General features: G+C 63.2%; 23 protein-coding genes and 1 riboswitch. Of the genes, 6 read left to right on the top strand and 17 right to left on the bottom strand.

All coding sequences use genetic code 11. The annotated features are described in order from the left end of the window. Positions 1 to 12: 12 nt before the first annotated feature. The 4 genes from rnr to BLR85_RS12035 form a co-directional block, all read right to left on the bottom strand. Positions 13 to 2,298, bottom strand: coding sequence for a ribonuclease R (gene rnr / locus BLR85_RS12050; RefSeq protein WP_093156004.1), 2,286 nt, complete (start codon positions 2,296 to 2,298; stop codon positions 13 to 15). 339 nt (positions 2,299 to 2,637) lie between these two features. After that, a complete protein-coding gene (locus BLR85_RS12045) occupies positions 2,638 to 3,225 on the bottom strand; it encodes a TIGR04282 family arsenosugar biosynthesis glycosyltransferase (protein ID WP_093156001.1) in 588 nt (195 codons plus the stop codon). 3 nt (positions 3,226 to 3,228) lie between these two features. After that, the gene (dapE, locus tag BLR85_RS12040) at positions 3,229 to 4,368 is read right to left on the bottom strand and encodes a succinyl-diaminopimelate desuccinylase (protein WP_093155998.1); all 1,140 of its coding nucleotides are present in this window, start codon (positions 4,366 to 4,368) and stop codon (positions 3,229 to 3,231) included. A gap of 44 nt (positions 4,369 to 4,412) precedes the next feature. Then, positions 4,413 to 4,973, bottom strand: a complete 561-nt coding sequence (locus BLR85_RS12035; RefSeq protein WP_093155995.1) for an acyl-CoA thioesterase — start codon at positions 4,971 to 4,973, stop codon at positions 4,413 to 4,415. Between the two features lie 134 nt (positions 4,974 to 5,107). On the opposite strand from BLR85_RS12035, the gene BLR85_RS12030 reads away from it, so the two are divergent. The 3 genes from BLR85_RS12030 (at position 5,108) to BLR85_RS12020 (ending at position 8,409) form a co-directional block, all read left to right on the top strand. Next, complete coding sequence (locus BLR85_RS12030; protein WP_093156141.1) at positions 5,108 to 5,395, top strand: YggT family protein; 288 nt, start codon at positions 5,108 to 5,110, stop codon at positions 5,393 to 5,395. Between the two features lie 89 nt (positions 5,396 to 5,484). Beyond that, complete coding sequence (gene recQ, locus BLR85_RS12025) at positions 5,485 to 7,536, top strand: DNA helicase RecQ (protein ID WP_093155993.1); 2,052 nt, start codon at positions 5,485 to 5,487, stop codon at positions 7,534 to 7,536. Between the two features lie 108 nt (positions 7,537 to 7,644). Next, positions 7,645 to 8,409: a YaaA family protein gene (locus BLR85_RS12020; RefSeq protein WP_093155990.1), complete on the top strand. Its 765-nt coding sequence runs from the start codon at positions 7,645 to 7,647 to the stop codon at positions 8,407 to 8,409. 33 nt (positions 8,410 to 8,442) lie between these two features. Here the strand turns inward: BLR85_RS12020 and BLR85_RS29130 are convergent, their stop codons facing one another. The 6 genes from BLR85_RS29130 to BLR85_RS11995 form a co-directional block, all read right to left on the bottom strand. Then, positions 8,443 to 8,613 carry a hypothetical protein gene (locus BLR85_RS29130; protein WP_170844550.1) on the bottom strand — a complete coding sequence of 57 codons (171 nt, stop codon included), beginning with the start codon at positions 8,611 to 8,613 and terminating at the stop codon, positions 8,443 to 8,445. Beyond that, the gene (locus BLR85_RS12015; protein WP_093155987.1) at positions 8,610 to 9,062 is read right to left on the bottom strand and encodes a hypothetical protein; all 453 of its coding nucleotides are present in this window, start codon (positions 9,060 to 9,062) and stop codon (positions 8,610 to 8,612) included. Before BLR85_RS12015 ends, BLR85_RS29130 begins: the two co-directional genes overlap by 4 nt. Beyond that, the gene (locus BLR85_RS12010) at positions 9,052 to 10,296 is read right to left on the bottom strand and encodes an agmatinase family protein (RefSeq protein ID WP_093155984.1); all 1,245 of its coding nucleotides are present in this window, start codon (positions 10,294 to 10,296) and stop codon (positions 9,052 to 9,054) included. Before BLR85_RS12010 ends, BLR85_RS12015 begins: the two co-directional genes overlap by 11 nt. Further along, entirely contained in the window at positions 10,277 to 11,044 is a 768-nt protein-coding gene (locus tag BLR85_RS12005) for an ABC transporter ATP-binding protein (RefSeq protein ID WP_093155981.1), read from the bottom strand. The genes BLR85_RS12010 and BLR85_RS12005 overlap by 20 nt, the downstream gene beginning before the upstream one ends. A 94-nt stretch (positions 11,045 to 11,138) precedes the next feature. Next, entirely contained in the window at positions 11,139 to 11,951 is an 813-nt protein-coding gene (locus tag BLR85_RS12000; RefSeq protein WP_093155979.1) for an ABC transporter permease, read from the bottom strand. A 49-nt stretch (positions 11,952 to 12,000) separates the two neighbouring features. After that, positions 12,001 to 13,056 (bottom strand): putative urea ABC transporter substrate-binding protein, encoded by a 1,056-nt coding sequence (locus BLR85_RS11995; RefSeq protein ID WP_093155976.1) that lies wholly within the window; start codon positions 13,054 to 13,056, stop codon positions 12,001 to 12,003. An 89-nt stretch (positions 13,057 to 13,145) separates the two neighbouring features. Next, positions 13,146 to 13,255: riboswitch (guanidine-I (ykkC/yxkD leader) on the bottom strand. A gap of 323 nt (positions 13,256 to 13,578) precedes the next feature. On the opposite strand from BLR85_RS11995, the gene BLR85_RS29125 reads away from it, so the two are divergent. Together BLR85_RS29125 and BLR85_RS11990 are read left to right on the top strand one after the other, a co-directional pair. After that, positions 13,579 to 13,734 carry a hypothetical protein gene (locus BLR85_RS29125; protein ID WP_170844549.1) on the top strand — a complete coding sequence of 52 codons (156 nt, stop codon included), beginning with the start codon at positions 13,579 to 13,581 and terminating at the stop codon, positions 13,732 to 13,734. A gap of 1 nt (position 13,735) precedes the next feature. Next, complete coding sequence (locus BLR85_RS11990) at positions 13,736 to 13,933, top strand: hypothetical protein (protein ID WP_093155973.1); 198 nt, start codon at positions 13,736 to 13,738, stop codon at positions 13,931 to 13,933. Between the two features lie 83 nt (positions 13,934 to 14,016). Here BLR85_RS11990 and BLR85_RS11985 read toward each other — a convergent pair whose 3' ends face one another. From BLR85_RS11985 to BLR85_RS11960, 6 genes are all read right to left on the bottom strand, one after another. Beyond that, entirely contained in the window at positions 14,017 to 15,912 is a 1,896-nt protein-coding gene (locus BLR85_RS11985; protein WP_093155970.1) for a bifunctional sugar phosphate isomerase/epimerase/4-hydroxyphenylpyruvate dioxygenase family protein, read from the bottom strand. A gap of 57 nt (positions 15,913 to 15,969) precedes the next feature. Beyond that, complete coding sequence (locus tag BLR85_RS11980; RefSeq protein ID WP_093155967.1) at positions 15,970 to 17,766, bottom strand: thiamine pyrophosphate-binding protein; 1,797 nt, start codon at positions 17,764 to 17,766, stop codon at positions 15,970 to 15,972. After that, on the bottom strand, positions 17,766 to 19,172 hold the full coding sequence (locus tag BLR85_RS11975) for an aldehyde dehydrogenase family protein (RefSeq protein ID WP_093155964.1): 1,407 nt from the start codon (positions 19,170 to 19,172) through the stop codon (positions 17,766 to 17,768). Before BLR85_RS11975 ends, BLR85_RS11980 begins: the two co-directional genes overlap by 1 nt. Before the next feature lie 29 nt (positions 19,173 to 19,201). Continuing rightward, a complete protein-coding gene (locus BLR85_RS11970) occupies positions 19,202 to 20,035 on the bottom strand; it encodes a sugar phosphate isomerase/epimerase family protein (protein ID WP_093155962.1) in 834 nt (277 codons plus the stop codon). After that, positions 20,032 to 20,964 carry a hydroxymethylglutaryl-CoA lyase gene (locus BLR85_RS11965; protein WP_093155960.1) on the bottom strand — a complete coding sequence of 311 codons (933 nt, stop codon included), beginning with the start codon at positions 20,962 to 20,964 and terminating at the stop codon, positions 20,032 to 20,034. The genes BLR85_RS11970 and BLR85_RS11965 overlap by 4 nt, the downstream gene beginning before the upstream one ends. 175 nt (positions 20,965 to 21,139) lie before the next feature. Continuing rightward, positions 21,140 to 22,021 (bottom strand): shikimate dehydrogenase, encoded by an 882-nt coding sequence (locus tag BLR85_RS11960; protein WP_093155957.1) that lies wholly within the window; start codon positions 22,019 to 22,021, stop codon positions 21,140 to 21,142. A 191-nt stretch (positions 22,022 to 22,212) separates the two neighbouring features. On the opposite strand from BLR85_RS11960, the gene BLR85_RS11955 reads away from it, so the two are divergent. After that, complete coding sequence (locus tag BLR85_RS11955; protein ID WP_244520708.1) at positions 22,213 to 22,833, top strand: TetR/AcrR family transcriptional regulator; 621 nt, start codon at positions 22,213 to 22,215, stop codon at positions 22,831 to 22,833. Between the two features lie 274 nt (positions 22,834 to 23,107). Here the strand turns inward: BLR85_RS11955 and BLR85_RS11950 are convergent. After that, positions 23,108 to 23,473, bottom strand: a 366-nt coding sequence (locus BLR85_RS11950) for an IS5 family transposase (protein WP_139188377.1), incomplete at its 5' end; no start/stop codon positions are given.

Genomic DNA, 23,473 nt, shown 5'->3' with positions numbered 1-23,473 from the left:
CCCTGCCTTCGCTCAACGCCGCTTGCGGGTCACCTTACGGCGATCGGACTTGGACTTCGCCGCCGCGCTCGCCCGCGCCTTGCCCTGCTTGCGGCGCACGGGCTTACTCCCCCCGCGTCCGCCGCCAGCGCCACGGCCAGAACCGCCGCCCGCCTTTTCGCCCTCGATTTCAAGCAGCTCGAGCATCAAGCCGCCTGTGACCGGAACCGCCTCCGTCAACCGCGCGACAACGCGTTGGCCGAGCCCGATCACACGGCCCGAATCCGCGCCCATCAGCGTCTGCGCGTCCTTGTCGTAATGAAAGAACTCGTTGCCGAGCGAGCGGATCGGCACCAGCCCGTCGGCACCGGTTTCGTCCAGCTTCACGAACAACCCGAACCGCGCGATCCCGGCGATCCGACCCGTGAACTCGTTGCCCACCCGCTCCGACAGATACGCCGCGAGGTAGCGATCGGTGGTGTCCCGCTCGGCCGCCATGGAGCGCCGCTCGGTCTCCGAGATATGCTCCGCCGTGGGTGCAAGCCGATCGATATCGTCGGGCGACAGCCCGTCCTTGCCCCATTTATGCGCCGAGATGAGGCCGCGATGCACGACCAGGTCGGAATAGCGGCGGATCGGCGATGTGAAATGGGCGTAGGTTTTCAACGCCAGACCGAAATGGCCGAAATTCTCGGGCGAGTAATAGGCCTGCGTCATCGAACGCAGCGTGGCCATGTTGATCAGCTCAGAGAGCTCGCTGCCGGCGCTGTCATGCAGGAGCTTGTTGAGATGGCTCGTATGCAGCACTTGCCCCTTGGCCAGCGTGAAGCCGCTCGCCTGCGCCGTCTCGCGCAGCGCCTCCATCTTTTCCGGCGTCGGTTCCTCGTGCACGCGGAAGAGCAGCGGGGTCCGCTTCACTGTCAGCGTCTCACCGGCACAGACATTAGCAAGCACCATGAATTCCTCGATCAGCCGGTGCGCCTCCAGCCGCTCCTTGAAATTCACCGATTTCACCTCGCCCTTGTCGGAGAGCATGATCCGGCGCTCGGGAATATCGAGATCCAGCGGCTGGCGGATGTCGCGCGCATGAGCGGCGGCGAGATAGGCGGCCTGGAGCGGCTTGAGAACCTCCTCCAGCAGCGGGCCGCATTTGTCATTCGGCGCGCCGTCGAGCGCCTGCTGAACTTCCTCGTAATTCAGCGAGGCTTCCGAGCGCATCAGGCCCCGGTGGAAGGAATGGTCGATCTTCTGGCCGCTGGCGTTGAGCCGCATGCGCACGGCGATACAGGCGCGCGGGACGCCCTCGTGCAGCGAGCACAGATCGCCCGACAGGCGGTCCGGCAGCATCGGCACGACACGGTCCGGGAAATAGGTGGAATTGCCGCGCGTACGCGCCTCGGCGTCGAGCGCGGAGCCGGGGGTGACGTAATGGGCCACGTCGGCAATGGCGACCCAGACGACATGACCGCCCTCGTTCTTCGGGTCATCATCGGCGTGTGCATAAACCGCGTCGTCGTGATCACGCGCGTCCGACGGGTCGATGGTGATGAGCGGCAGGTCACGGAGATCCTCGCGGCCCGAAAGGCCAGAGGGTTTCATGTGGTCCGCTTCCTCGATCACCTTGTCCGGGAAATCGTCGGGAATACCATGCTGGTGAATGGCAATCAATGAGACCGCCTTGGGCGCGGACGGGTCTCCCAGCCGCTCGATGATCCGTGCTGTCGGCAAGCCGAGCTTGCCGCGCGGGCTGGACTGTTCCGCTTCGACCAGTTCGCCATCCTTGGCGCCATGTGTGGCGCCGGCAGGCACCTGCCATTCGCGGTCAGCGCCCTTGTCGATGGGCGTGATGCGGCCGCCCTCCGTGCGTTTGCGATAGACGCCGAGGATCTTTATCGGGTTGTGCCCAATCCGGCGGATAAGCCGGGCCTCGTACTGGTAATCGTCGGTGCGGATCTCGGTCAGCCGTCCGAGAATGCGGTCGCCCTCGCCCAGCGCCGGGTCGCTCTCGCGCGGAATGTAGAGCACCCGCGGTTCGGGGCCCTCGCCATGCCATTCCAGAGGCTTGGCGTAGAGGTCCCCGTTGGCATCGGGCGCAAGGATGTTGAGCACGCTCACCGGTGGCAGCTTGTCGGGGTCGCGGTAATGCCGCCGGGCTTTCTGCAAGTGACCTTCGGCTTCAAGTTCCTTGAGCACACGCTTGAGATCTATCCGCGCGGCGCCCTTGACCCCGAAGGCCTTGGCGATGTCACGCTTGGAGTTCTGCGTCGGGTTGTCGGCGATCCAGTCGAGAAGCTGGGCCTTGGTGGGAAGCTCTGCCATAAGCGCGGCGTAGCATGGGGGCCGTGGGCTGTCACCTGTGGAAAGAGGGGCTGCCGGTGGCCGAGTGGCGGCGGTGGCGCTGCACGGCCCTTCATGGCTCGAAACCCCTCTGGTTCGAGAAGCGGACGAGGCTGTCATTCGCCTCCGCGCATGTACGATCCTACGGATCGTGCCTCCGGCGGGGATATTTTCAGTCAGAAGAAAATGTCAGGGTCGCTCTGTCTTCTTCTGACTGGAAATATCCCGGGGGCTTGGGGGCAGCGCCCCCAATCTCCGCATCAAGCTCCCAATGAACCGGCAGGGTGCGGCGACACACTCTTCCGCAAGCGGCGTATTTCCTTAGCCGTGCTTTTCCGACTTCAGATCAGCTTCTGTATCGATATCCGCGAGCGTATCTACGCGGGCCAAGCGCGCAGAACCGAATGCAGACATGGTATCGGCGAGCGCATATTCGCTCGACCAGCGCACTTGCTTGAATAATCCGGGCGGCTGTGCCGAGGACCGTTTCAGACCGACCGCCCAGTAGCCGCCATCCGGCGCCGGTCCAAACACGGCGTCATGCGCCCCCAAAGCACGAAAACCGCGGGCAATATGAGTTTTCCCGATCCCAGGAATATCGGCGCCGATGATCAGGACCGGCCCGGGCAGCGCGCTGCGGAAGATCCGTGCCATTCTGTCGCCGAGATCGCCAGCGCCCTGTGGAACACGATGCAGATGCTCTGGCCAGACGCGCGACGACAAACCTTCGGTATCCGGGGAAACCGCGAGTGTCAGTTGCCAACGCGGGTCTTCGAGTCGCCGGATCAGGCGAGCGCTTTGATGACGAAACCACCAGGCGGCCGGAACCATGCCGATGTCACGGCCAAGGCGGGTCTTGACCCGGCCCGGGCGCGGCTCCTTGAGCATGATGAAGAGTTGCCGGTGCATGTCTCAGGCGAAGTAATTCTTCAGGATCCGCGAATATATCGCCTTGAGCAGATGGATCTGCTCGACGGAAACATGCTCGTCGACCTGGTGCATGCTCTTGCCGACAAGGCCGAACTCCACGACCGGGCAATGTTCGCGGATGAAACGGGCGTCCGAGGTTCCACCCGAGGTCGATAGCGCCGGCTTCAACCCGGTTTCGGCCTCGACCGCCGTCGCGATACTTTCGGAAAATGCCCCCGGCGGGGTCAGGAACGCCTCTCCCGAGCTGCGCGTCTCGGTGGAGATGGTGACCCCGGTCTGTGCCGCAATCGCCGCCGCCTCGCCCCGCATCCAGTCTGACAGGCTTGCACCTGTATGCAAATCGTTGAAGCGGATATTGACCGTGGCGCGACACGTCGTCGGGATGACATTGGTCGCGGGGTTCCCGGTGTCGATCGTCGTCACCGCCAGCGTCGAGGGGTCGAAATGCGACGTACCTTCGTCCAGCGGACTGGCCGAGAGCCGGGCGATAAGAGTGGCGATAGCTGCAACCGGGTTCTTCGCGCGATGCGGATAGGCGACATGGCCTTGCACCCCCGTCGCGGTGAAGAAGGCCGATACCGAGCCACGGCGTCCGATCTTGATCATGTCGCCCATCTGCTCCGGGCAGGTCGGCTCGCCCACGAGACAGACCGACATCGCCTCGCCCTTCTCAGCCATCCAATCCAGCAAAGCCGTGGTTCCATCTGTCGCCGGGCCTTCCTCGTCGCCGGTCACGGTGATGAGGATCGCGCCATCGGGCGGCGTGTCCCGGACGAGATCCACCGCCGCTGCCACGAAGGCCGCCACCCCGGATTTCATGTCGGTCGCGCCGCGGCCCCAGAGAAAGCCGTCCTTCTGCTCGGCGCCGAAGGGGTCGACGCTCCAATCTGCCGGATCACCCACCGGCACCACGTCCGTATGGCCATTGAAACCGAAGCTCTTCGCGTGCCCCTTCGCGCCCCAGCGGGCAAAAAGGTTCGGCGTACCGTTGCGATCGACGCGCGCGCAGTCGAACCCGGCCTCGGACAAAATCTGCTCCAGCAGCGCGAGGGCACCGCCCTCCGCGGGCGTCACGGAGGGGCAGCGGACAAGATCGGCGGTGAGCGCGACGGGATCGGTCATGTGAACTCCTGGCGAAAGGCCCCGATGGCCTAGCCGCTTTGTCCTCAGGCCGCAATCCTGGTGTCAGGGGCGTCGTCCTGCATCGGCGGCCAGGGACGCGCGGCTTCTGCGTCGATCCAGGCGCGAACCCAGTCGGGCAACTCCGGACTCTTTCCGTCATGTCCGAAGGCTTCGGCCACCCGCGCTGTCTCGACCAGCCCCTTCGCATCGGTGATCGCCATGCGAAGAAGCCCGTGTGAGGTGCACTCGCCCTTTCGCCACATCGACTGTTCCGCATAGAAAAAACGTTCGTCCCATCCGAGCATACGCGTGCGCAACTCGTAGCGATCGAATGCCCGAACCCGCTTCCGATAACGGAAGGAGGACCCGGCGATGGTGCCCGCCCAGCGGTTCGCCTTCATCACCGACACGATCCCGGCGCGCAGAAACAGCCCGACCCGGCCCATATCGTAAAGCGTCAGCGTGCGGCCGTTGTTCAGCTCCATCCAGGGGTCGATATCCCAGGGCCAGCAGATATGGCTCGCGACATGCATGCCCAGAAGCGGCAGCGGCGCGGTCTTGCGGTTTCGGGCAACCTCCCGGATCAGGCGAAAGAATGGGTACATAGGCGGGTCCTTTCAAACTCCCCTCAATCTAATCTTTACCTTTGCATCAATATCAACCTCACGGCACGAACGGTTGCACGCGCCCCCCGCGCAGCTTACATCCTGTGCCGAATTGCCTATGACGGAGACCGATGATGATGGCGATCTATCAAATTCTGCAACTGCTCCTCGACGTCGCCTTTTTCATCATGATAGTGCATATCATCATGAGCTGGCTGCTAAATTTTGGCGTGCTAAATTACGGCCAACCGACGGTTCGCGGTATCTGGGACGGGCTGAACCGCTTGCTGGAGCCGGTTTACACCCCGGTGCGGCGGATCCTGCCGGACACACGGCCGCTCGACCTTGCGCCGCTGGCTGTCTTCATCTGCATCATCATCCTGCGCGACATCCTGCTGCCGACGCTGTTCGGTTTCCGGTAAGCCGGGCCTCGCGGCCTTGTTAACCGATTCTTGGTGTGGGATGCTGCATCCAACAAAGAGCAGCTAACCAAACACAGGCAGGATCGGCGATGGCCGCGCCCTCCCCGACAGACCTTCTGTCCTCCGTTTTCGGATTCGATGCCTTTCGGCCCGGACAGGCCGAAATCGTGGAAGCCGTGACGGCAGGCGAAAACACGCTGGCGATCATGCCGACGGGCGGGGGCAAGTCGCTTTGCTTCCAGCTTCCAGCACTCTGCCGCGAGGGGGTGACGGTGGTCATCTCGCCGCTCATAGCGCTGATGCGTGACCAGGTGCGGGCGCTGCGCGAGGCCGGCGTTGCCGCCGGGGCGCTCACTTCGGGCAACACGCTTGAGGAAAACGATGCCGTCTTCGACGCGCTCCATCGCGGCGAATTGAAGCTGCTCTACATGGCCCCCGAGAGGCTGGCCTCGGGAGCGGCGGCGAACATGTTGCGGCAAGCCGGCGTGTCGCTCATCGCCGTGGACGAAGCCCATTGCGTGAGCCAATGGGGGCATGATTTCCGGCCCGACTACCTGCGCATAGGCGAATTGCGCCGGGCGTTGCAGGTGCCGCTGGCCGCCTTCACCGCAACGGCGGACGAGGAAACCCGCGAAGAAATCGTCACCCGGCTCTTCGACGGGGTGCCGCCGCGCAGCTTCCTGCACGGGTTCGACCGGCCCAACCTGCACCTTGCCTTCGAGGCAAAGAATTCCCCGCGCAGCCAGATCCTGAACTTCGCCGCCGCGCGCAAGGGCCGCTCCGGCATCGTCTATTGCGGCACCCGGGCCAAGACCGAGAGCCTGTCCCACGCTCTGCGAGAGGCGCGTCACGCGGCCTGCCATTACCACGGCGGCATGGACGCGGAGGCGCGCCGCGACGTGGAACACCGCTTCCAGACGGAGGACGGCCTGATCGTCGTTGCGACGGTCGCCTTCGGCATGGGCGTGGACAAACCCGATATCCGCTGGGTGGCCCATGCAGATTTGCCGAAATCCATCGAGGCCTATTACCAGGAGATCGGGCGGGCGGGCCGCGACGGGGCGCCGGCGGAAACGCTGACGCTCTATGGCCCGGAAGACATTCGCCTGCGCCGGTCACAGATCGACGAGGGGCTGGCGCCGCCCGAACGCAAATCGGCGGATCACGCGCGGCTCAACGCGCTGCTGGGACTTGCGGAATCCCTTGGCTGCCGGCGGCAGCTCCTGCTGGGCTACTTCGGTGAAACGGCGGAACCTTGCGGGCATTGCGACCTCTGCGAACGCCCGCCGGAAACCTTCGACGGCACGACTGCAGTGCGCAAGGCGCTCTCGGCAATCCTGCGCACCGGCGAGAGCTTCGGCAGCGGACACCTGATCGACATCCTGCGCGGCGAAGAGACGGACAAGATACGCCAGCGCGGGCATGAAAGCCTGCCGACCTTCGGTGTGGGTATCGAATACGGGCGCAAGGAATGGCAGGCGATCTTTCGCCAGATGATGGGCCACGACCTCGTCCGTCCGGACCCGGAACGCCACGGCGCGCTGCGCATGACAGACCCGGCGCGGCCAATCCTGCGTGGCGAGCAGGAGATCACGCTGCGCAAGGACACCATCGTCAAGGCCAAGGACCGGCCAAAGGTCCGCGAGCTGGTGAGCGAGGAAGACGCACCGCTGCTCTCGGCACTCAAGGCGAAGCGGCGCGCGCTGGCGGAGGCGGCGGGCGTGCCGCCCTATATCGTCTTCACCGACCGGACGCTGATCGAGATGGCCGAGACCCGGCCCCTGACGCTGGATGAAATGGCCCGGGTCGGCGGCGTCGGCGCGATCAAGCTGGAGCGCTACGGGGCGGGCTTCCTTGCGGTGATAACCGGCGCTGTCGAGCAGATGCACCCCGCCCGACGGCAACTCGCCGGGCGCGAAAGCGGCGATGTGTTCGACCGGTTGCAGGAGATCCAGATCGACTTGGCTCGCGGCGAGGATGGCTCCGGCAAGTACCTCTCCTGCCCCCATTCGACGCTGAAGAAAATCGCGGAACGGCGGCCGGACTCGCTCGACGACATGGCCCGCGTTCCCGGCATGGGCGCGCAGAAGGTGGAGCGTTTCGGCCATGCCTTCCTCAAGGTTCTGGGCGAGGCCTCCTGACTGCCCCTTGCCTGCCGGCGGCGGTGGCATAGATAGCTCTCGTAGTGTATCCAACCGTTTCGCGCGGAACGCGCTCCAAACCACACCAGTCCACCGGGAGAAGAACGTATGCTGATCTTGCTGTCGCCCGCCAAGAGCCTGAACGAAGACAGGGCACGCGGCCATGCCAGCACGACGCCGCGCTTTCTCGACGAGGCCGAACAGCTCGTTTCCGTCGCGCGCGGCTGGTCGGACGCGGAGATTGCCGAGATCATGAAAGTCTCCGCCGCGATTGCAAAGCTGAATGGCGGGCGCTTCGCGGATTGGACGCGAGAGGCCGGGCCGGCTTTCGCGGCGGGCGAGCTTTTCGACGGCGATGTCTACCGGGAGCTGGAATTCGCGACGCTGGACGAGGCTGCACGGACCGAGGCGGCGCGTCGGCTACGCATCCTTTCGGGACTCTACGGGCTGCTGCGGCCCACAGATGCCATTCGTCCCTACCGGCTCGAAATGGGCCGCCGGATTCCCGGCCATTCCGCTGGAAATCTCTATCGCTTCTGGGGTAGCCGGATCGCGGAAGCCGTCACGGAGGACGCTGCGGCGCTCGGCACCGATACCGTTCTGAACCTCGCCTCCGAGGAATATGGCAAGGCTGTCGACCGTGCCGCGCTGATGAGCTTGCGTCTCGTCAGCCCGCGCTTCGAGGAAGAACGCGGCGGTTTGCGCCGGGTGATCGCGGTGGCCGCCAAGCGGGCGCGGGGCGCCATGGCCCGCTGGGTGCTGGAGACCGGCGCTTCACAGCCCGAGGACCTCACGGAGTTCCGCACCGGCGGCTACATGTTCGACGCCGCCGCATCCACCGAGGAACGGCCGGTTTTCCTGCGCACGCAATAGGCCCGAGCCTCGCGCGCGCAGGGAAAAGGCGCGTTAGCGGCGTTGCCGAACTTTCCAGACCACGTAGGCGAGCGCCACTACACCGATAGCTGTGAGGGCCGCGATATCGGGACCATGCGGGTGCAGATGCGCAATCGGCCCGGTCTCATGCGCATGCGCCGGAAGCGCCGCCATGAAGGGCAGCAGTGCGGTGAGTTTTTTCATTTGGAAAGCTCCTGTCTTTTGTCTGCGAGGAAATCCTTGATGTCGGTGGAGGTTTTCTCGTCTATCGACACGTAAATCAACGCCATATTGGTCCGTTCGCTGACCATACTGCCCGGATAGGGCAGATAGCTCAACTCGCGCGAGCCGAAAGAGGGCGAGGCGGTGCCAACCTGCCATTCGGTCTTCAGCTCCACATCGACCAGCTTCAGTGCGGTCGCGCCCCCCACCCCGGTTTTTTCGAACGGAACACCGGCGAGCCGGAGATAGGCGGATTTGTCCGCCGCCTTCACGAAACCGTCGATGAACTGGGTGGTAAGCACCTGAAGATCCGCCGCCGCATCCTCGTCATGCATGTGCGAATGCAGGTGGTCGGCCTGGGCGTGGTTGTGCCCCGCCCCGTGGGGGGTGTGGTCATGGTGGTGGTGATGGTGCGGGTGATCATGTGGCATTGGACCACCTCTTGCCTACGAACTCGCCATGCGGGATTGCGACCGGCCTGTCGATATGGCGCTTGTGCTTGCCCAGCGTGCCGTTGGAGACCATCGCGCCGAACACGTCCACAATCACGCGGGTTCCCATGAGGGCGGTGATGTCCGAGGTGTCATAAGGCGGAGAGACCTCGACCAACTCCATGCCACAGATCCCTTGCGCGGCGACCTTCGAGGCCAGCGCCAGCGCCTCACGCGGCAGGAAACCGCCCGGTTCCGGCCAGCCGGTGCCAGGGACGAAGCCGCAATCGATGCTGTCGATGTCGAAGGACATGTAGACCATGTCCACCCCTTCCCAGGCCATCTCCAGCGCCATCTCGGCGGTCTTGTCGACGCCCATGCGCTCCATGTCGGACATGGTGATGATGTTGGTCTGCCGCTCGCGGGCGACCTTCACCGCCTCGCGCGGGACCTGCCAGCCGCCGATGCCGACCTGCACGAGGTTCTTGGCCGGTACATTGGGAAGGTTGGTGGAGTGGAACCACGGCGTTGTGTGCATCCGCTCGTCGAGATCCTTTTCCTGGATGTCGGCATGGCGGTCGAAATGCACGATGCCGATCTTCTTGGAGGTGCATTCGGCGATGCCGCGCACGCAGGGGAAGCCGATGGAATGGTCGCCGCCGATCATGATCGGGAGCGAACCGGAGGAGAAGACGTGGGAGACAGCGCGGCTGATCTGGTCGAAGCTCTTTTCGATATTGGCCGGGATGGTGAAGACATCGCCCGCGTCGCAGAGTGTCATCTGCTCGCGCAGGTCCACCCCGATCTCGTAATTGTAGGGCGTGTAGAGCGCCGAGATCTTGCGCACGCCCTGCGGGCCGAAACGGGTTCCCGGGCGGTAAGTGGTGCCGCCATCGAATGGGATGCCGAGCACGGTGGCATCGTAGTTGGCCACTTCCAGCACGTCTTCGGCATAGGGCGCCTTTAGAAAGGTGTTGATGCCGGCGTAATGCGGCAGCTCTCCACGGGCAAAGGTGGGGATGGACTTGTCCTCGATGCTGTCGGCTCCGGTCAGGCCCATGCGCAGCGCCCAACGGCGCTCCTCGTCCCAGCGGCCTTCGGGCAGCTCGCCCTCCTTCTGCATCGCCTTCCAGCCGAGGAGCTTGGTCAGGTCCGGGTGGTGGAAGCGCTTCTCCTCGCGGCGCATGTGCCGCGGGTTGTGCGGGCGCGAACGGTCACGCGGTGATGGGAACATGGGTTTCCTCCGTCAATCTCTGGTAGGGGATGCCGCCATCGCGGGCATCGAAATCGTAGGTGATGGTGGCGCCGAAGGCCTCTGGGTCGGTCGGATCCCAGCGTGGCTTGTCAAAGACGAGCACCCGGTCGCCGAGCTTGAAGCCCTCGGTCAGGTCATGGGTGACCATGAAGACGGTCATATTGGTCTCCGCGCGCAGCTCCATCAGGAAGTCGTGCATCTGCAAACGCGTGCCCGGGTCGAGGGCGCCGAAGGGCTCGTCGAGCAGCAGGATGCGCGGCTTGGCGGTGAGCGCCTGTCCGATGGCGAGGCGTTGCTGCATGCCGCCCGAAAGGGTCGCCGGGTATTGGTCGGCGACATGGGCAAGGCCGATGCGTTCCAGCACAGTGTCGGCGCGTTCCCGGGCCGCGCGCTGCGCCTTGCCGAAGAAGCGGCCAAATGGCTGGGCGAGGCTCTCGCCGGCGATGATGTTCTGCCGGATCGTCATATGCGGGAAGACCGAGTAGCGCTGGAAGACCACACCGCGCTCGGGGTTGGGCTCCACGGCGGGCGGGTTGCCGTCGATGGAGATCGTGCCACGGGTCGGGGTCTCCTGCGCAAGCAGCAGGCGCAGGAAGGTGGATTTGCCACAGCCGGAAGCGCCGACAATGGAGATGAACTCTCCCTGCTCCACGTCGACATTGACACGTTCGAGGATCGGGCGACGCCCGTAGGATTGGAAGACATCGCGAACGGAGACGAAACTCATTCCGTATCCCCCCGATTGGAGAACGGCGCTTCGAAGCAGAGCCCGGCCCGGCGTTGTCTTACATGCACGGCTCGGATGTTTCCGTTTTCCATCTTCACAGCCCTTCCTCCATCCATGGAAAGGCGCGCTTCGACAGCTTCTTCAGCAGGAAATCGATCACGAAGGCGAGGAAGGTGATCCAGATCACGTAGGTCAGGATCACGTCCATCGCCAGGTAGCGGCGCACGAGGAAGATGCGGTAGCCGAGGCCGAGATCGGAGGCGATGGCCTCGGCCGCGATCAGGAAGAGCCAGGCCGGTCCGAGGGAGAGGCGGACCGCCTGGATCAACCGTGGCAAGACCTGAGGAAGTGCCACGCGTAACGCGATCACGCCGGAGCCAGCACCCAGCGTCTCGGCTTTCACAATCTGCTCGCGCGGGATCTCGATGACACGCTGCGACAGGTCGCGGATCAGGAAGGGCGTGATTCCGATGATTATCAACACGACCTTGGACAATTCTCCGAGCCCGAAGGTGATGAAGAGGATCGGCAGCAGCGCCAGTGGCGGCACCATGGAGACAACAGCGATGAAGCCCGCCAGCCCCGCGCGCACATGCGGGAACAGCCCGATCAGCAGCCCAGCGCCGAGGCCGATGGAGGCCGAGATGGCCACGCCGATGCCCAACCGCTGAAGGCTGATCGCGGTGTCATGCCAGAGCAGGATCCGGCCCGTGCGCTTGTCCGGCTGGGTGAAAAGTCGCTCGGCGGTATCGGCGATACTCGAGAGCGCGGGCAGGAGCTTGTCGGCCGGGTTCTCGGCCAGCCGGATCTCGGAGCCGATCACATAGGCCACAAGCACCAGCACGAAAGGCAGGAGCGCGAGGAAGGTGGCCAGCACGGGGCCGGGCGTTCGGTTTATCAAGCGCATGGGAGATCCCGGATTGGCCCCGCGCGGGAAACGCGGAGCCTGATGGAGGTCACAGGCTGCCGTCGGCCGCCATTTTCATGTAGGTCGTGTCGTAGCGGAAGGTGGCGTTGTTCGCGTCGCCCGTGGTCGATCCGTCGGGATAGGCGACACCGACGAAATCCGCCGAGGGCGCGCCTTCACCGAGGATGCCCTTGTCGAACAGGAATTCGGCCACGTTCACCATGGTCTTGGGCAGCTCGGCGCTCTCGGTAAAGGCGACCGCGTCAGCCGGGTCATAGAACATCTCGGTGGAGGCCAACTGCGACTTGTAGCCCGCCAGGTCGGTGCCGGACTCCTCGGCCATCGCGGTCAGCGCCTCTTCGTCGCCCGCCGCCATCAGCGCCATCAGCTCGTACCACGCCCCCGTAAGCGCCTTGCCGAAGGCCGGGTTGTCGGCCAGCGTCTCGGTGTTCACGAACATTATGTCGATGATCTCGCCGGGAATGTCCGAGCTGTCGAAGAGCTTGTTGGCGCCGGGCTCTTCCATGATGGTCGAGACCAGCGGGTTCCAGGTGACGACCGCTTCCACGTCATCGGTGGCGAAAGCGGCGATCATGTCGGCATCGGAGGTGTTGATCACCCCGCCGAGATCGGCCTCGGACAGTCCCACGCTGTCGAGCCCGCGCGCCAGAAGGTAGTGCGAGACCGAGAGTTCGACGAGGTTCACCGGCTTGCCCTTTAGGCTCATCAGGTCACCTTCGCCCTTCAAGATCACCGCATCATTGCCGTTGGAATAGTCGCCCACGATCAGCGCCGTAGTGTCCACGCCACCACCGGCGGGGATGGAAAGCGTGTCCATATTGGTCGCCGAAACGCCATCGAAGGCACCGGCAGTGTATTGGTTGATCGACTCGATGTAGTCGTTGATCTGCACGATCTCGACATCGATGCCGTATTTCTCGGCCCATTTGTCCATGATGCCGGAGGTCTCCAGATACCCCCAGGGCATCCAGCCCACATAGATCGACCAGGCGACCTTGAACTCGGTTTTTTCCTCGGCCATCGCGGCGGGCGCACCAAGCGCGGCGGCAAGTATCGTTGCAGACAGAATCGTCGACTTCAGCATGTTTCAGCTCCCTGTCGTTCCGCCGATGTTAAGGTTTGCCGGTGCGCTGGCGGAACAAGGAGGTGAGGCGCGGGCGAACCGACGCAGTACTCTCCCGGGATTTTGGCCCGCCGTGTACCACGGGAAAATTTGCCCCCGCGGCGGCACTTCTCGGACCAGGCCTCGGTGAAAACCGAACGGAACCCTAAGTACCCTGCCCCTCAAGGTCACACTCTGAGACGGATTCGAAACAAGCGTCCCGAGCCTTTTTGAGCCGACGAATACGGGGATGCCGACGAATTGGTCGGCATTCGGCGCCATCTGCTGCATGGTTGAGCTTCGAATTCACCGATGGCTGATCCGACCGGTCGAATTCTGGCCACCGACGGGCACGCTTCGCGTCTCCTGGAGCAAGCCGAAGGCCCGGCTCACCCGGACGTGTATCGCAGCCAACGAGTTGCTGCTCTGCGGCGTTAACGCTATCGGTCACATTTGATATCAGCCATCTTTTGCATGTTACTTCTTGTCGCAGGAGATATTGTCATGGAAAAAACACTCACCGAGATTGAACACGAAGCCTATCGGCTGCGGAACGAATTGATCCGCGAAACCGCGCGGGATTTCTCTAGCTATCTGAAGCGCAAGATCGGGACTCTCGTATCCCTTGGCGCCAGCCCGTCCGCCGCGCAGGCCAAGTGATATGTCTCTCGATCTGATCAAGGACCTGCAAGAGCGCAACGTCGTGCTTTCGCCGAGCATGAAAGCGGAAATTATTCAGGCCGAGCGAACAGCCAACGCGATCCTCTCCATCATGGATGGAATTGCGCTGGCGGCGAACGCGTTGACCTCCGCGGGGAAGACTCTGCTGAAGGCCACCCCCAAACCCAGCGAAAGCTGACCCGGTCGGCTGGCCGGCCATTCAAGGCCGGCCAGCCCGCGTTTCGAAACCGGTACTGTTTTTAGATAGAAAAACGAACGATTCTACCGCGGCTGGATGCTCGCCTTCCGACGGACGCGTTTCAGGGCCGCTGTGCGATAGGGTGCGTTCCGGGCACCGTAGCCATCGTACCCGCCGCGCCGTTCCACGATCTCGAAGAACATCCCGTCGCCATAGGGCTGCGAGTAGAACTGGAAGTAGCTCCCACCGGCCCCGTCTTCGTCATAGAAGATGTTCGCGCGCTTCAGCGCGGCGATCATCTCCTCGGGCAGGCTGAAGCGGGAGCGGATCTCAAAGAAATAATCCTCGGGGATGGGCAGGCTGTCAAAGCCGTTGGCAGCGAGGCTTTCGGCTGTCGCGAAGATGTCGTCGGTCGCAAAGGCGAGGTGCTGGACCGAGGAGCCGTAACTGTCGGAGACAAAGCGCCCGGCAAAAGTGTGGTGCGTATCCACCCCGTTGAGCGTCAGGCGAACAGCGCCGTCGCTGCTCTGCAATGCACGGGAATGCACGATGCCACTGGGATCGGCCACGTCCACTTCCGGTTGCGCCGCGATGTCGAACACAGAGGTGTAGAACAGCGTCCAGGTCAGCATTTCGTCGTGCTTCATGACCTGCGCGATATGGTCGATACGGCTCAGGCCCGCCGAAGCGACACCGGTCTCGCCCTCCAACGGCTGGAACTCGCGCTCCCAAACCTCGCCAAGCTCGGAATGGCGGTCGAGGAAATGGAGAACGGTGCCGCCGACGCCGCGAACGGCGGGGATCTTCAACTCACCCGCGCCAATCTTCTGCGAGAACAGGTTCGCGCCCAGAACACGCGCACGCTCGACCGTGGCGCTGGCATCTTCGACCAGCAGGCCGATGTCGCAGACCGAGGTTCCGTGCATCACATAGGCCGAATGGGCGAAGCCCTCCTGTTCGGTATTCACGACGATGTTGATATCGCCCTGCCGCCAAAGAGTCACCGCCTTGGAAATGTGCCGAGCAACCCGCGAGAAACCGAGCGCGGACAGCATACCGCCCAGTATCTTCGCCTCGGATTCGTTGGCGGTGAATTCGACGAACTCGATGCCTTCCATCCGGCCTCTCTCCGGCATCTCCGGCAGATCCAGCGACAGGTCCGGTTCGGCCCGACGCAACTGGTCGGCGAGGTAAATCAGCGAGCGACGTCCGTCCAGCGCGGCGATCCGCGCGGCCCCGCCACGCAACTGATCGTTGAGGATCTCAAGGCTGAAGGCGTCATCATAGCCGGTGGCGGCAACGGAACGCATGAAATCCAGCAGCGGCAGGTCGCCTTCGCCCGGCATCCGCCGGAAATGGCGCGACATGTATTCGAGATCCATTTCGATGAGTGGCGCATCGGCGAGCTGAACATGGAAGATGCGGTCGCCGGGAATGGATCGGATGGCTTCCGGGCTGACCTTCTTGGCCAGGGTGTGGAAACTGTCGAGGATCAGGCCGACATTCGGGTGGTTCGCGCGGCGCACGACCTCCCAAGCGTCGCGATAATCGGAGACATGCCGGCCCCAGGCGCGAGCCTCGTAGCCGATGCGCAAACCCCGCGCGGCCGCACGGGCGCCCAGTTCGGCGAAATCCGCAGCCATGCGGTCGATACCGCCAAGGCTTGCGGGATGTGTGCCGGAACTGACCAGCAACAGGTCGGTTCCCAGTTGCTCCATCAGGTCGAAGCGCCGCTCCACCCGGTCGAAAGCCTTGCGGCGCAGGGGCTCCGGCAGGCCTTCGACATCCCGCACCGGTTGCATCAGGTCGATCCGCAATCCGTGGTCCCGCACCATCTCGCCGATCTCCGCCGGCGTGCCGCTATGGGCGATGAAGTCCTGCTCGAAGATCTCGATCCCATCGAACCCGGCGCCGGCAATGGCCGCCAGCTTGTCCCGCAATTCTCCGGCGATGGACACGGTGGCAATGGAGGTCCGCATCGTTTCGTCCTTTCCAAGTGGAATTGGACGGCGCCCCTGGGGCGCCGCCCGTTGCGGTCAATCCGTCGACACGTGCCCGACGTTACCGTCGGGGGAATAGATGTCGAGGATGTTCCAATGCCCGGAGGTGGGCGTCGGGTTGTTGATCATGGCAACGTCGATCACCGTCGGCCGCCCGCTGGCAATGGCCGCTTCGAGCGCGGGCTTGAAGCCGTCCGCCGAAGTGATGCGCACCCCGTCGCAGCCATATGCACGGGCAATGACGGCGTAATCGGGCATCTGCTCCACGGGACTCGCCGCCTTGGGGAAGGTCGTGCCGTGGGTGAGTCCGTAATTGGCCTTTTGCAGCCCGGCGATCGTGCCATAGGCATTGTTGTTCATGATGATCCAAATGACAGGCGCGTTCTCGGCGGCAGCTGTGGCCAGCATGGCGGGGTTCTGCCCGAAACCACCATCGCCAACGAGGCTGATCACCACCCGTTCGGGCGCGGCGATCTTGGCGCCTATGGCCGCCGGCGGGCCGAAGCCCATGGTGGCAAAGCCGCCCGGGATCAGGATCGAACCGGGCTCGTAGATGTCGAACTGCTGGGCAACCCCGTTCTTGTTCCAGCCGACATCGGAGGTCAGGATCGCGTTCCTCGGCATTGCTGCGCGCAGATCCGCGAGGATCCGTTCGGGCATCATCGGGAAGGCATCGGATTGCTGCATCTCGGTGTTTTGCGCCGCGAAGGCGCGGCGTTCCTCGGCGATCTTCTCGGCGAGGCCGGGCACCTTGCGGCCCTTGGGAAGCATCTCGCGGGCAACCTTGTTGAGCACCTTCAGCGCTGCCTTGAGGTCGGCCACCACGCCGATCTCGGTCGGGTAATTGCGCCCGATCTCCTGCGGCTCGATATCGATATGGATCAGTTTCGACCCGTTTGCACCGATATTGAAGGTGTATTCGGTATACCAAGACGAGCAATCCGCCTCCTTGAAGCGGGTGCCGAGGCCGAGGATCCAGTCGGCGGCCAGCGTCTGCTCATTGGTGAATTTCATCCCCCAGAAACCGGTCATGCCGAGCACCAACGGGTGGTCATCCGGCAACACGCCCTTGCCCATCAGCGAATGCGAGACAGGGATTTGCATGTGGTCGACGAAATCGCGCAGTTCGTCATAGGCGCGCGCCAGCGCGACACCGCCACCGACATACAGCACGGGTCGTTCCGCCCCCGCCAGGTTCGAGACAATCTCGCGCGCGGTATCCTCGTCCATGGACGGCTTCGCCAGCGTCTTGGTATTGGCGCGCAGCCTGTCCCAGAGCGCCAGATCAATCGGCGCGGAGAAGATATCCATCGGGACATTGACCAGCACCGGGCCGGGCTGGCCGCTCTCGGCCAGCTGGAAGGCCTTCTCCAGGATCTCCGGCAGCAGCTCCGGGGTATCCACCCGCCAGGCGCGCTTCACGAAAGGACGGTAGATCTCGTACTGGCTGCCATCGGCATGCAGGTTCACCTCCTGATGCGGGTGCTTGCCGTAATAGTAGGAGGGAATGTCACCCGCGATCACCACCATCGGGATACAGTCCAGCGCGGCATTGGCCACGCCGGTCGCAGCGTTGGTCAGACCCGGCGACAGGTGCGACAGGAGCACCGAGGCCTTGCCCGTCACCCGGGCGTAGCCATCGGCAGCATGGGCCGAGATCTGCTCGTGCCGGACATTCACGAAGCGGATCTTGGAATTGGCCAGCGCCGAGAGAACGGCGATATTGGTGTGGCCGCACAGCCCGAAGATATGCTCGATGCCGCGCCCTTCGAGGTAGCGGACGAGCTGGTTGGCAATCAGGTCCTTGCCAGGCTCGATATGGTCGCGGGGCATCACAGCACCTCCGTGTTGAAGAATTCACCGAAGAGTTCCTCTTCGGAGGGGCGGTCGATCGGGATCGGACGGGCCACCCAGGTGATATTCATGTAGTGCTTCAGCGAGACGTTCTCGTTGGTGATGTTGCCGCCCCAGATGCCGCAGCCGAGGCTCGACGTCATCGGCATGCCGTTCTCGAAGCTGCCCGCATTCGCCTTGGATTGCGGTTGGCGCACCATAACGCGGGAGACCGGCGCATTGGCTGCGTGGGCCAGGATATGCGCTTCGTCGAAGGAGTAGATGCCGCAGGAATGGCCCTTGCCGCCCACCTCGTAGATCTCGCGCACCAAGCGCAGCGTGTCGTCGAAATCCCTTGCCCGATAGAGCGCCATCGTGACCGACAGCTTTTCGCGGCTGAAGGGGTGCTCCTTGCCGATTTCGCCTTGTTCGACCATCAGGAATTTCGCGCCTTCCGGCAGTTCGAATCCGGCGAAATCGGCGATGGTCTTCGCAGAAACCGCGACGGTTTCGATCCGGCGGCTGCCGTCCTCCTTCCAGAGCGCCTTTGCCAGAAGCTCCTTTTCTTCCGGCGAGCAGAGGTAGCCGCCCTCCGCGATCAGAGCTTCCTTCATCTGCTCATAGACCGCATCGACGATGATCAGGTTGCCATCCGCCGAGCAGCCCGAGCCGAAATCGGACATCTTGGAGATGCGCGAGTTCATCGCCGCTTCCTTGATGTCCGCTGTCTCGTCGATCACCATCGTCGAGTTGCCGGCGCCAACGCCATAGGCCGGCTTGCCGGAGCTGTAGGCGGCCTGCACCATCGGCTTGCCGCCAGTGGCCATCGTCAGGTCGCATTGCGACATCAGGTAATTGGTGCCCGGGATCGACGGCTTGCGGACGCATTGGAACAGGTCCTCCGGCGCGCCGACGAGGCGGCAGGCATAGCGCATCACCTCGACCATCTCGTTGGTGGTCTCCTTGGCGCGCGGATGCGGCGAGAAGATCACCGCGTCCCGGCACTTGGCCGCGTAAATGCCGGTCACCGGCGGGGTCAGCTCCGGGTTGGTGGTCGGGATCAGAGAGGCGATCACGCCGGCGGGCTTGCCGATCTTGGTCAGGCCCTTTTCCGGATCCTCCTCGATCACGCCGACGGATTTCTGCCGCAGCGCGTCGCGCAGCACACCCTGCACCTTGAAGCGCTTACCGGCACGGCCGGCGCGGTCGCCAATGCCGCTTTCATCCACGCCCATCTGCGCGATGCGCAGGAAGGTCGTCTCGTTGCCGCAGTGCCATCCGAGCGCACGGGCAAGACGGTCGACCTGCTTCTGGTCGTAATCGGCGACTTCGTCCATCGCCTTGCGGGCGCGGGCAATCATCTCGTCGATGACAGCGATTTCTTCGGGGGTAATATCTCTAGCCATAAGCGTCCTCCGGGATGTTGTACGCGGCCTCAGGCCGGTTTCGTGTCCGACCCTTGGTCGTCAAAGACGGAACGGGCGGCGTCGATGCAGTTTTTCGCGTGTTGTTCGGCTCCGAATTCCGCCATCCGGGCTGCGTGCGGCAGTTCGATGGAGAGCGGAAGATCGGGAAAGAGGTAGTTGACCGACCAGAAGTCGATCGCGCCTTCGCCCGGGTAGAGGCGGGCATCGCGGGCAATGTGGATCATGTCTTCCTTGGTGAAGGCGAGGTTCTCGCAATCGCAGATATGCAGGAAGTTGATCCATTCCGCCGGCACGCGTTCCAGCGTCAGCAGCGGTTCCTTGTTGAAGTGCATGTAGAGCGTATCGACCAGCACGCCCTGGTTGCGCCGGCCGGTGCGGTCGAGAATGTCGATCACCTCTTCCAGCGTCGTCAGCCGCGAAAAGGCGGGGAATTCGAGATTGACCGTCAGGCCGAAGGGCGCGGCAAGGTCGCAGATCTCGGCGAAGGTCTCGACGATGAATTTCCGGTCGTTGCGCACATCGGTCCAGGCCGAGCAGATGACGTGCTTGGCCCCGAGCTCGCCCCCGGCCTCAAAGGCCGGCAGGAACTGTTTCGGGTCGAGCCCGCGGACGATCCGCATCAGCTCGATGTCGAAACATTCCAACCCGGTCTCGGCCAGCGCCTGTTTCGTCTCCCGGATGACCTGCGGCGAGGTCGGATCGATGTCCGGTTCACCCGCCACGCCCAGATGGTAAAGCCTATAACTGACACACTCATAGCCTGTCCGGGCGGCGATATAAGTCTGTTCCGGCGGTGTGACGCCGGGCACGGTCAGGTAGGACAGCGAATATTTGTGACTCATTCCGCAGTCTCCTTCTGTTGATCCCAGGGCGGGGCCGGCACATGGCTGACGCGCGCCGGAAGTTGACGTTCCAGGAGCGCCTCGGCCGTTGCCACGGGGGCTGTGAGCGCCCGCCAGTCAACCCCAGTATTCAACCCCATTTGCTCGCAGGCAAAGGCGGCATCTTCCGTCGCGATATTTCCGGTGGCCTTCGGCACGAAGGGGCATCCGCCCAAACCGCCAAGCGCGGCGTCGAAGATCCGAACCCCTGCCTGCAGCCCCGCCACCATGTTGGCCAGGCCGAGGCCGCGCGTGTCGTGCAGATGCAGCGACAAGCGGACGTCCGGCGCGATCTCGTCCCGCAGGCGGGTGCAGAGCGCGTAGACATCGCGCGGGTTCGAGAGGCCGGCGGTATCCGCGATATTGATCTCACCGACACCAAGGGCAGAGAACTCGCGCGCGATCTCGACCACGCGATCGGGGTCGATCCGCCCTTCGAAGCCGCAGCCAAGCGCAGACTGGATTCCCGCACGCACCGCGACCCCTTCACCGAGCGCCTTCTCGATGGTGGGCACGATGGCGGCGCGGGCCTCGTCGACGGAGCGATTGGTGTTCTTCTTCGAATGGGTCTCGGAGGCGGAGACAGAGATCGAGAGGTGCTTCACCCCTACTGCCAGCGCTCGCTCCAGCCCGGCTTTGTTGAGAACAAGCGCGGTGTAGGTCACGCCGGGTTTCGGCGCGATCCGCTCGAATAGCGCATCGGTATCGGCCATTTGCGGCACCCATTTCGGATGTACGAAGGAGCCAACCTGGATACGCCGGACACCGGCGGCCTCCAAAGTGGCGAGAAAGCCCAGTTTCTCCTCGATGGAGAACAGCCGTTTCTCGTTCTGAAGTCCGTCACGAAGAAACTCGTCTTCGATCAGGACATCTCCGGTCATGTCGTACATGGGTTTCTCCAAGGGAAAAGCGGACAAGGCAACGACACGGAAACCATCAGAACCTCATCGCTCGCGGCAGCCAGATGACGGTCTGGGGCACGAAGGAGGGGATGATCAGCTTGGTATCTTCAAACGTCACGATCTTTCCTACCAATCTTGAACCAAGGCCCGCAAATTTGTTTTGTTACTGGTCGAAGGCGTCGAAAGTCGCCCTCATCCGGTCCGAGTCTGCGGGCCGACCCGCAAACAGCTCGAAGGCGCGCACAGCCTGGAAAACGGCCATTCCGGCGCCTGACAGGGTTCGGCAACCGACGGCACGCGCCGCCTTTAGAAGCTCGGTTTCCAACGGAAAATAGACAACATCGGCGATCCACATTTCCGGATGGAGCAGGTTCGTCGGGAAAGCGGAGCCGGGCAGTTTTTCCATGCCCATCGGTGTGGCGTTGACGACGCCGTCGGGCCGGTCCGTCGCCACCAGCGCAGCCAGGTCGGACACGGCGTTCACTTCGGTGCCCCAGCGTTCCGACACATGTTCCGCCAGGGCTCTTGCACGAGCGGGGTCCATGTCGTGAATCGACAGCCGCCCCACCTTGCAGCAATCCGCCAGCCCATGCGCCACCGCCACGCCGGCCCCGCCAGCGCCAATCAGCAGCGCGTGGTCCCGATTCACATCGCTCAACCCGCGCCGAAAGCTTTCGGCAAAGCCCCAAAGGTCAGTGTTGTGGCCCGTGCGGCGGCCATCTCGAAAGATGACAGTGTTGACCGCGCCCACAGCCGTGGCATTGGCCGACAACTCGTCGAGAAACGGCATGACTTCGATCTTGTAGGGATAGGTGACGTTGACGCCAGCATAACCGGCCGCTTCCACCTCGTGCAGCATCGCTTCGAGGGAAACGCCGCTCCGCTCGGGATCATCCATATCCAGAATGCGATAATCGCAGCGCCCACCCTGTGCGCGGGCCTCGGCTATGTGCATTGAGGGCGTACGGGACAGCTTGATCCCACGCCCGATCAGGCCAACAATCACGTCGAAATCAACGACCTTCTCAGGCTCTCCTTCGTTCATCCGATGCCCCTCCCAAAGCCGAGAACACGATTCGTTATCCCTGATATTGAACCGATGGGTTAATTTGGTCAAGCCAAATGTACCAGTCGGTTAAATATATTGCCAGCCGATAGCTTGAGTGCTGGACATTGATCGGCTGAGACGAATAAAAGTCTGTCATGGCTGGAGGAAAAAAAGAAGCGGTCAGACGTGTGAGGACCTGGAAACAGGATCCGGAAGCCGTCCGCGCCGATATTCTGAACGCAGCCACGGCCGAATTTGCCCAGAACGGGCTCGATGGCGCGCGGGTTCAGGACATCGCTGACCGGATCCAGACCTCCAAACGCATGATCTTCTACTATTTCGGCGACAAGGATGGGCTTTACCGGGCAGTGCTCGAACAGGCCTACCGGAGCGTCCGGCAGCGCGAAGCCGAATTGGACCTGAAGGGCCTGTCCCCCGTGGACGCTCTCCGGCGCCTTGTCGAATTCACCTTCGATCATCACCGCGACCATGCCGATTTTATCCGCCTAGTCATGATCGAGAACATTCACGACGCCCGGCATATGCGCAAGATCGAGTCACTGAGCGGCACAAGCAATGCCGCGATCGACCAGCTGAGAGAGATTTGCGAAGCCGGCAAGGCCGCCGGCTTGTTTCGCGACGATATCTCGCCACTGGCGCTGCACTGGCAGATATCCGCGCTGAGTTTCTTCAATGTCGCGAACCGGTCGACCTTCTCGATGAATTTCGGCGACGGCCTGTTTTCGGAACAAGCCCAAGCGGAATTGCGAGAGCAAGTTGTGAAGTCCATCCTCGCCATCGTCATGTGAATTGACCTGACCGCACGGCAGTCACGGCGGCGACGCCGCGATATCGTAAAACGACCCACGGAACGCTTCTTCGGCGGTCGCTCTTCGCTGTCCCGACAGGTCCGCGTACTGGAATGAAATCACCCCGTCATGGCCGGAAAATATCGGAAGCCGATCTTGGTAACGGGTCTTTGCCGACATAGGCCGCCCCCGTTCCCGACCGTGGGTCGGTTTGCCGGAAGGGGAGGTTCCGATGCTGGAGCAAAGGTGATTCAGCTCGGGCCCGATCCGCTCTTCACCCGGATACCGATCTGTCGTAGCGGGTGGCAACGCGACGCCAGTCCTTCAGTCGCCCGAACATGATCTCGATCCGGTTCCGTCGCTTGTATCGCCGCTTGTCGTATTTGACAGGTTTGTCCCGTGACTTTCGTCCGGGGATGCAAGGCTTGATCCCCTTTTCTACCAAGGCTTCGCGGAACCAATCCGCATCATATCCTCGGTCTCCCAGTAGCCAGTCCGCCGATGGCAGGCTACTCACCAGCGCCCTGGCGCCTGTGTAATCGCTGACTTGACCAGCGGTGATGAAGAACCGGATCGGGCGTCCCGAAGCGTCGGTGACGGCATGCAGCTTCGTGTTCATGCCGCCTTTGGTGCGCCCGAT

The sequence above is a fragment of the Aliiruegeria lutimaris genome (genome assembly GCF_900099935.1).
Taxonomy (GTDB): domain Bacteria; phylum Pseudomonadota; class Alphaproteobacteria; order Rhodobacterales; family Rhodobacteraceae; genus Tropicimonas; species Tropicimonas lutimaris.
Note: the sequence above shows the minus strand (reverse complement) of the source record. Positions and strands in the feature narration are given on the sequence as shown.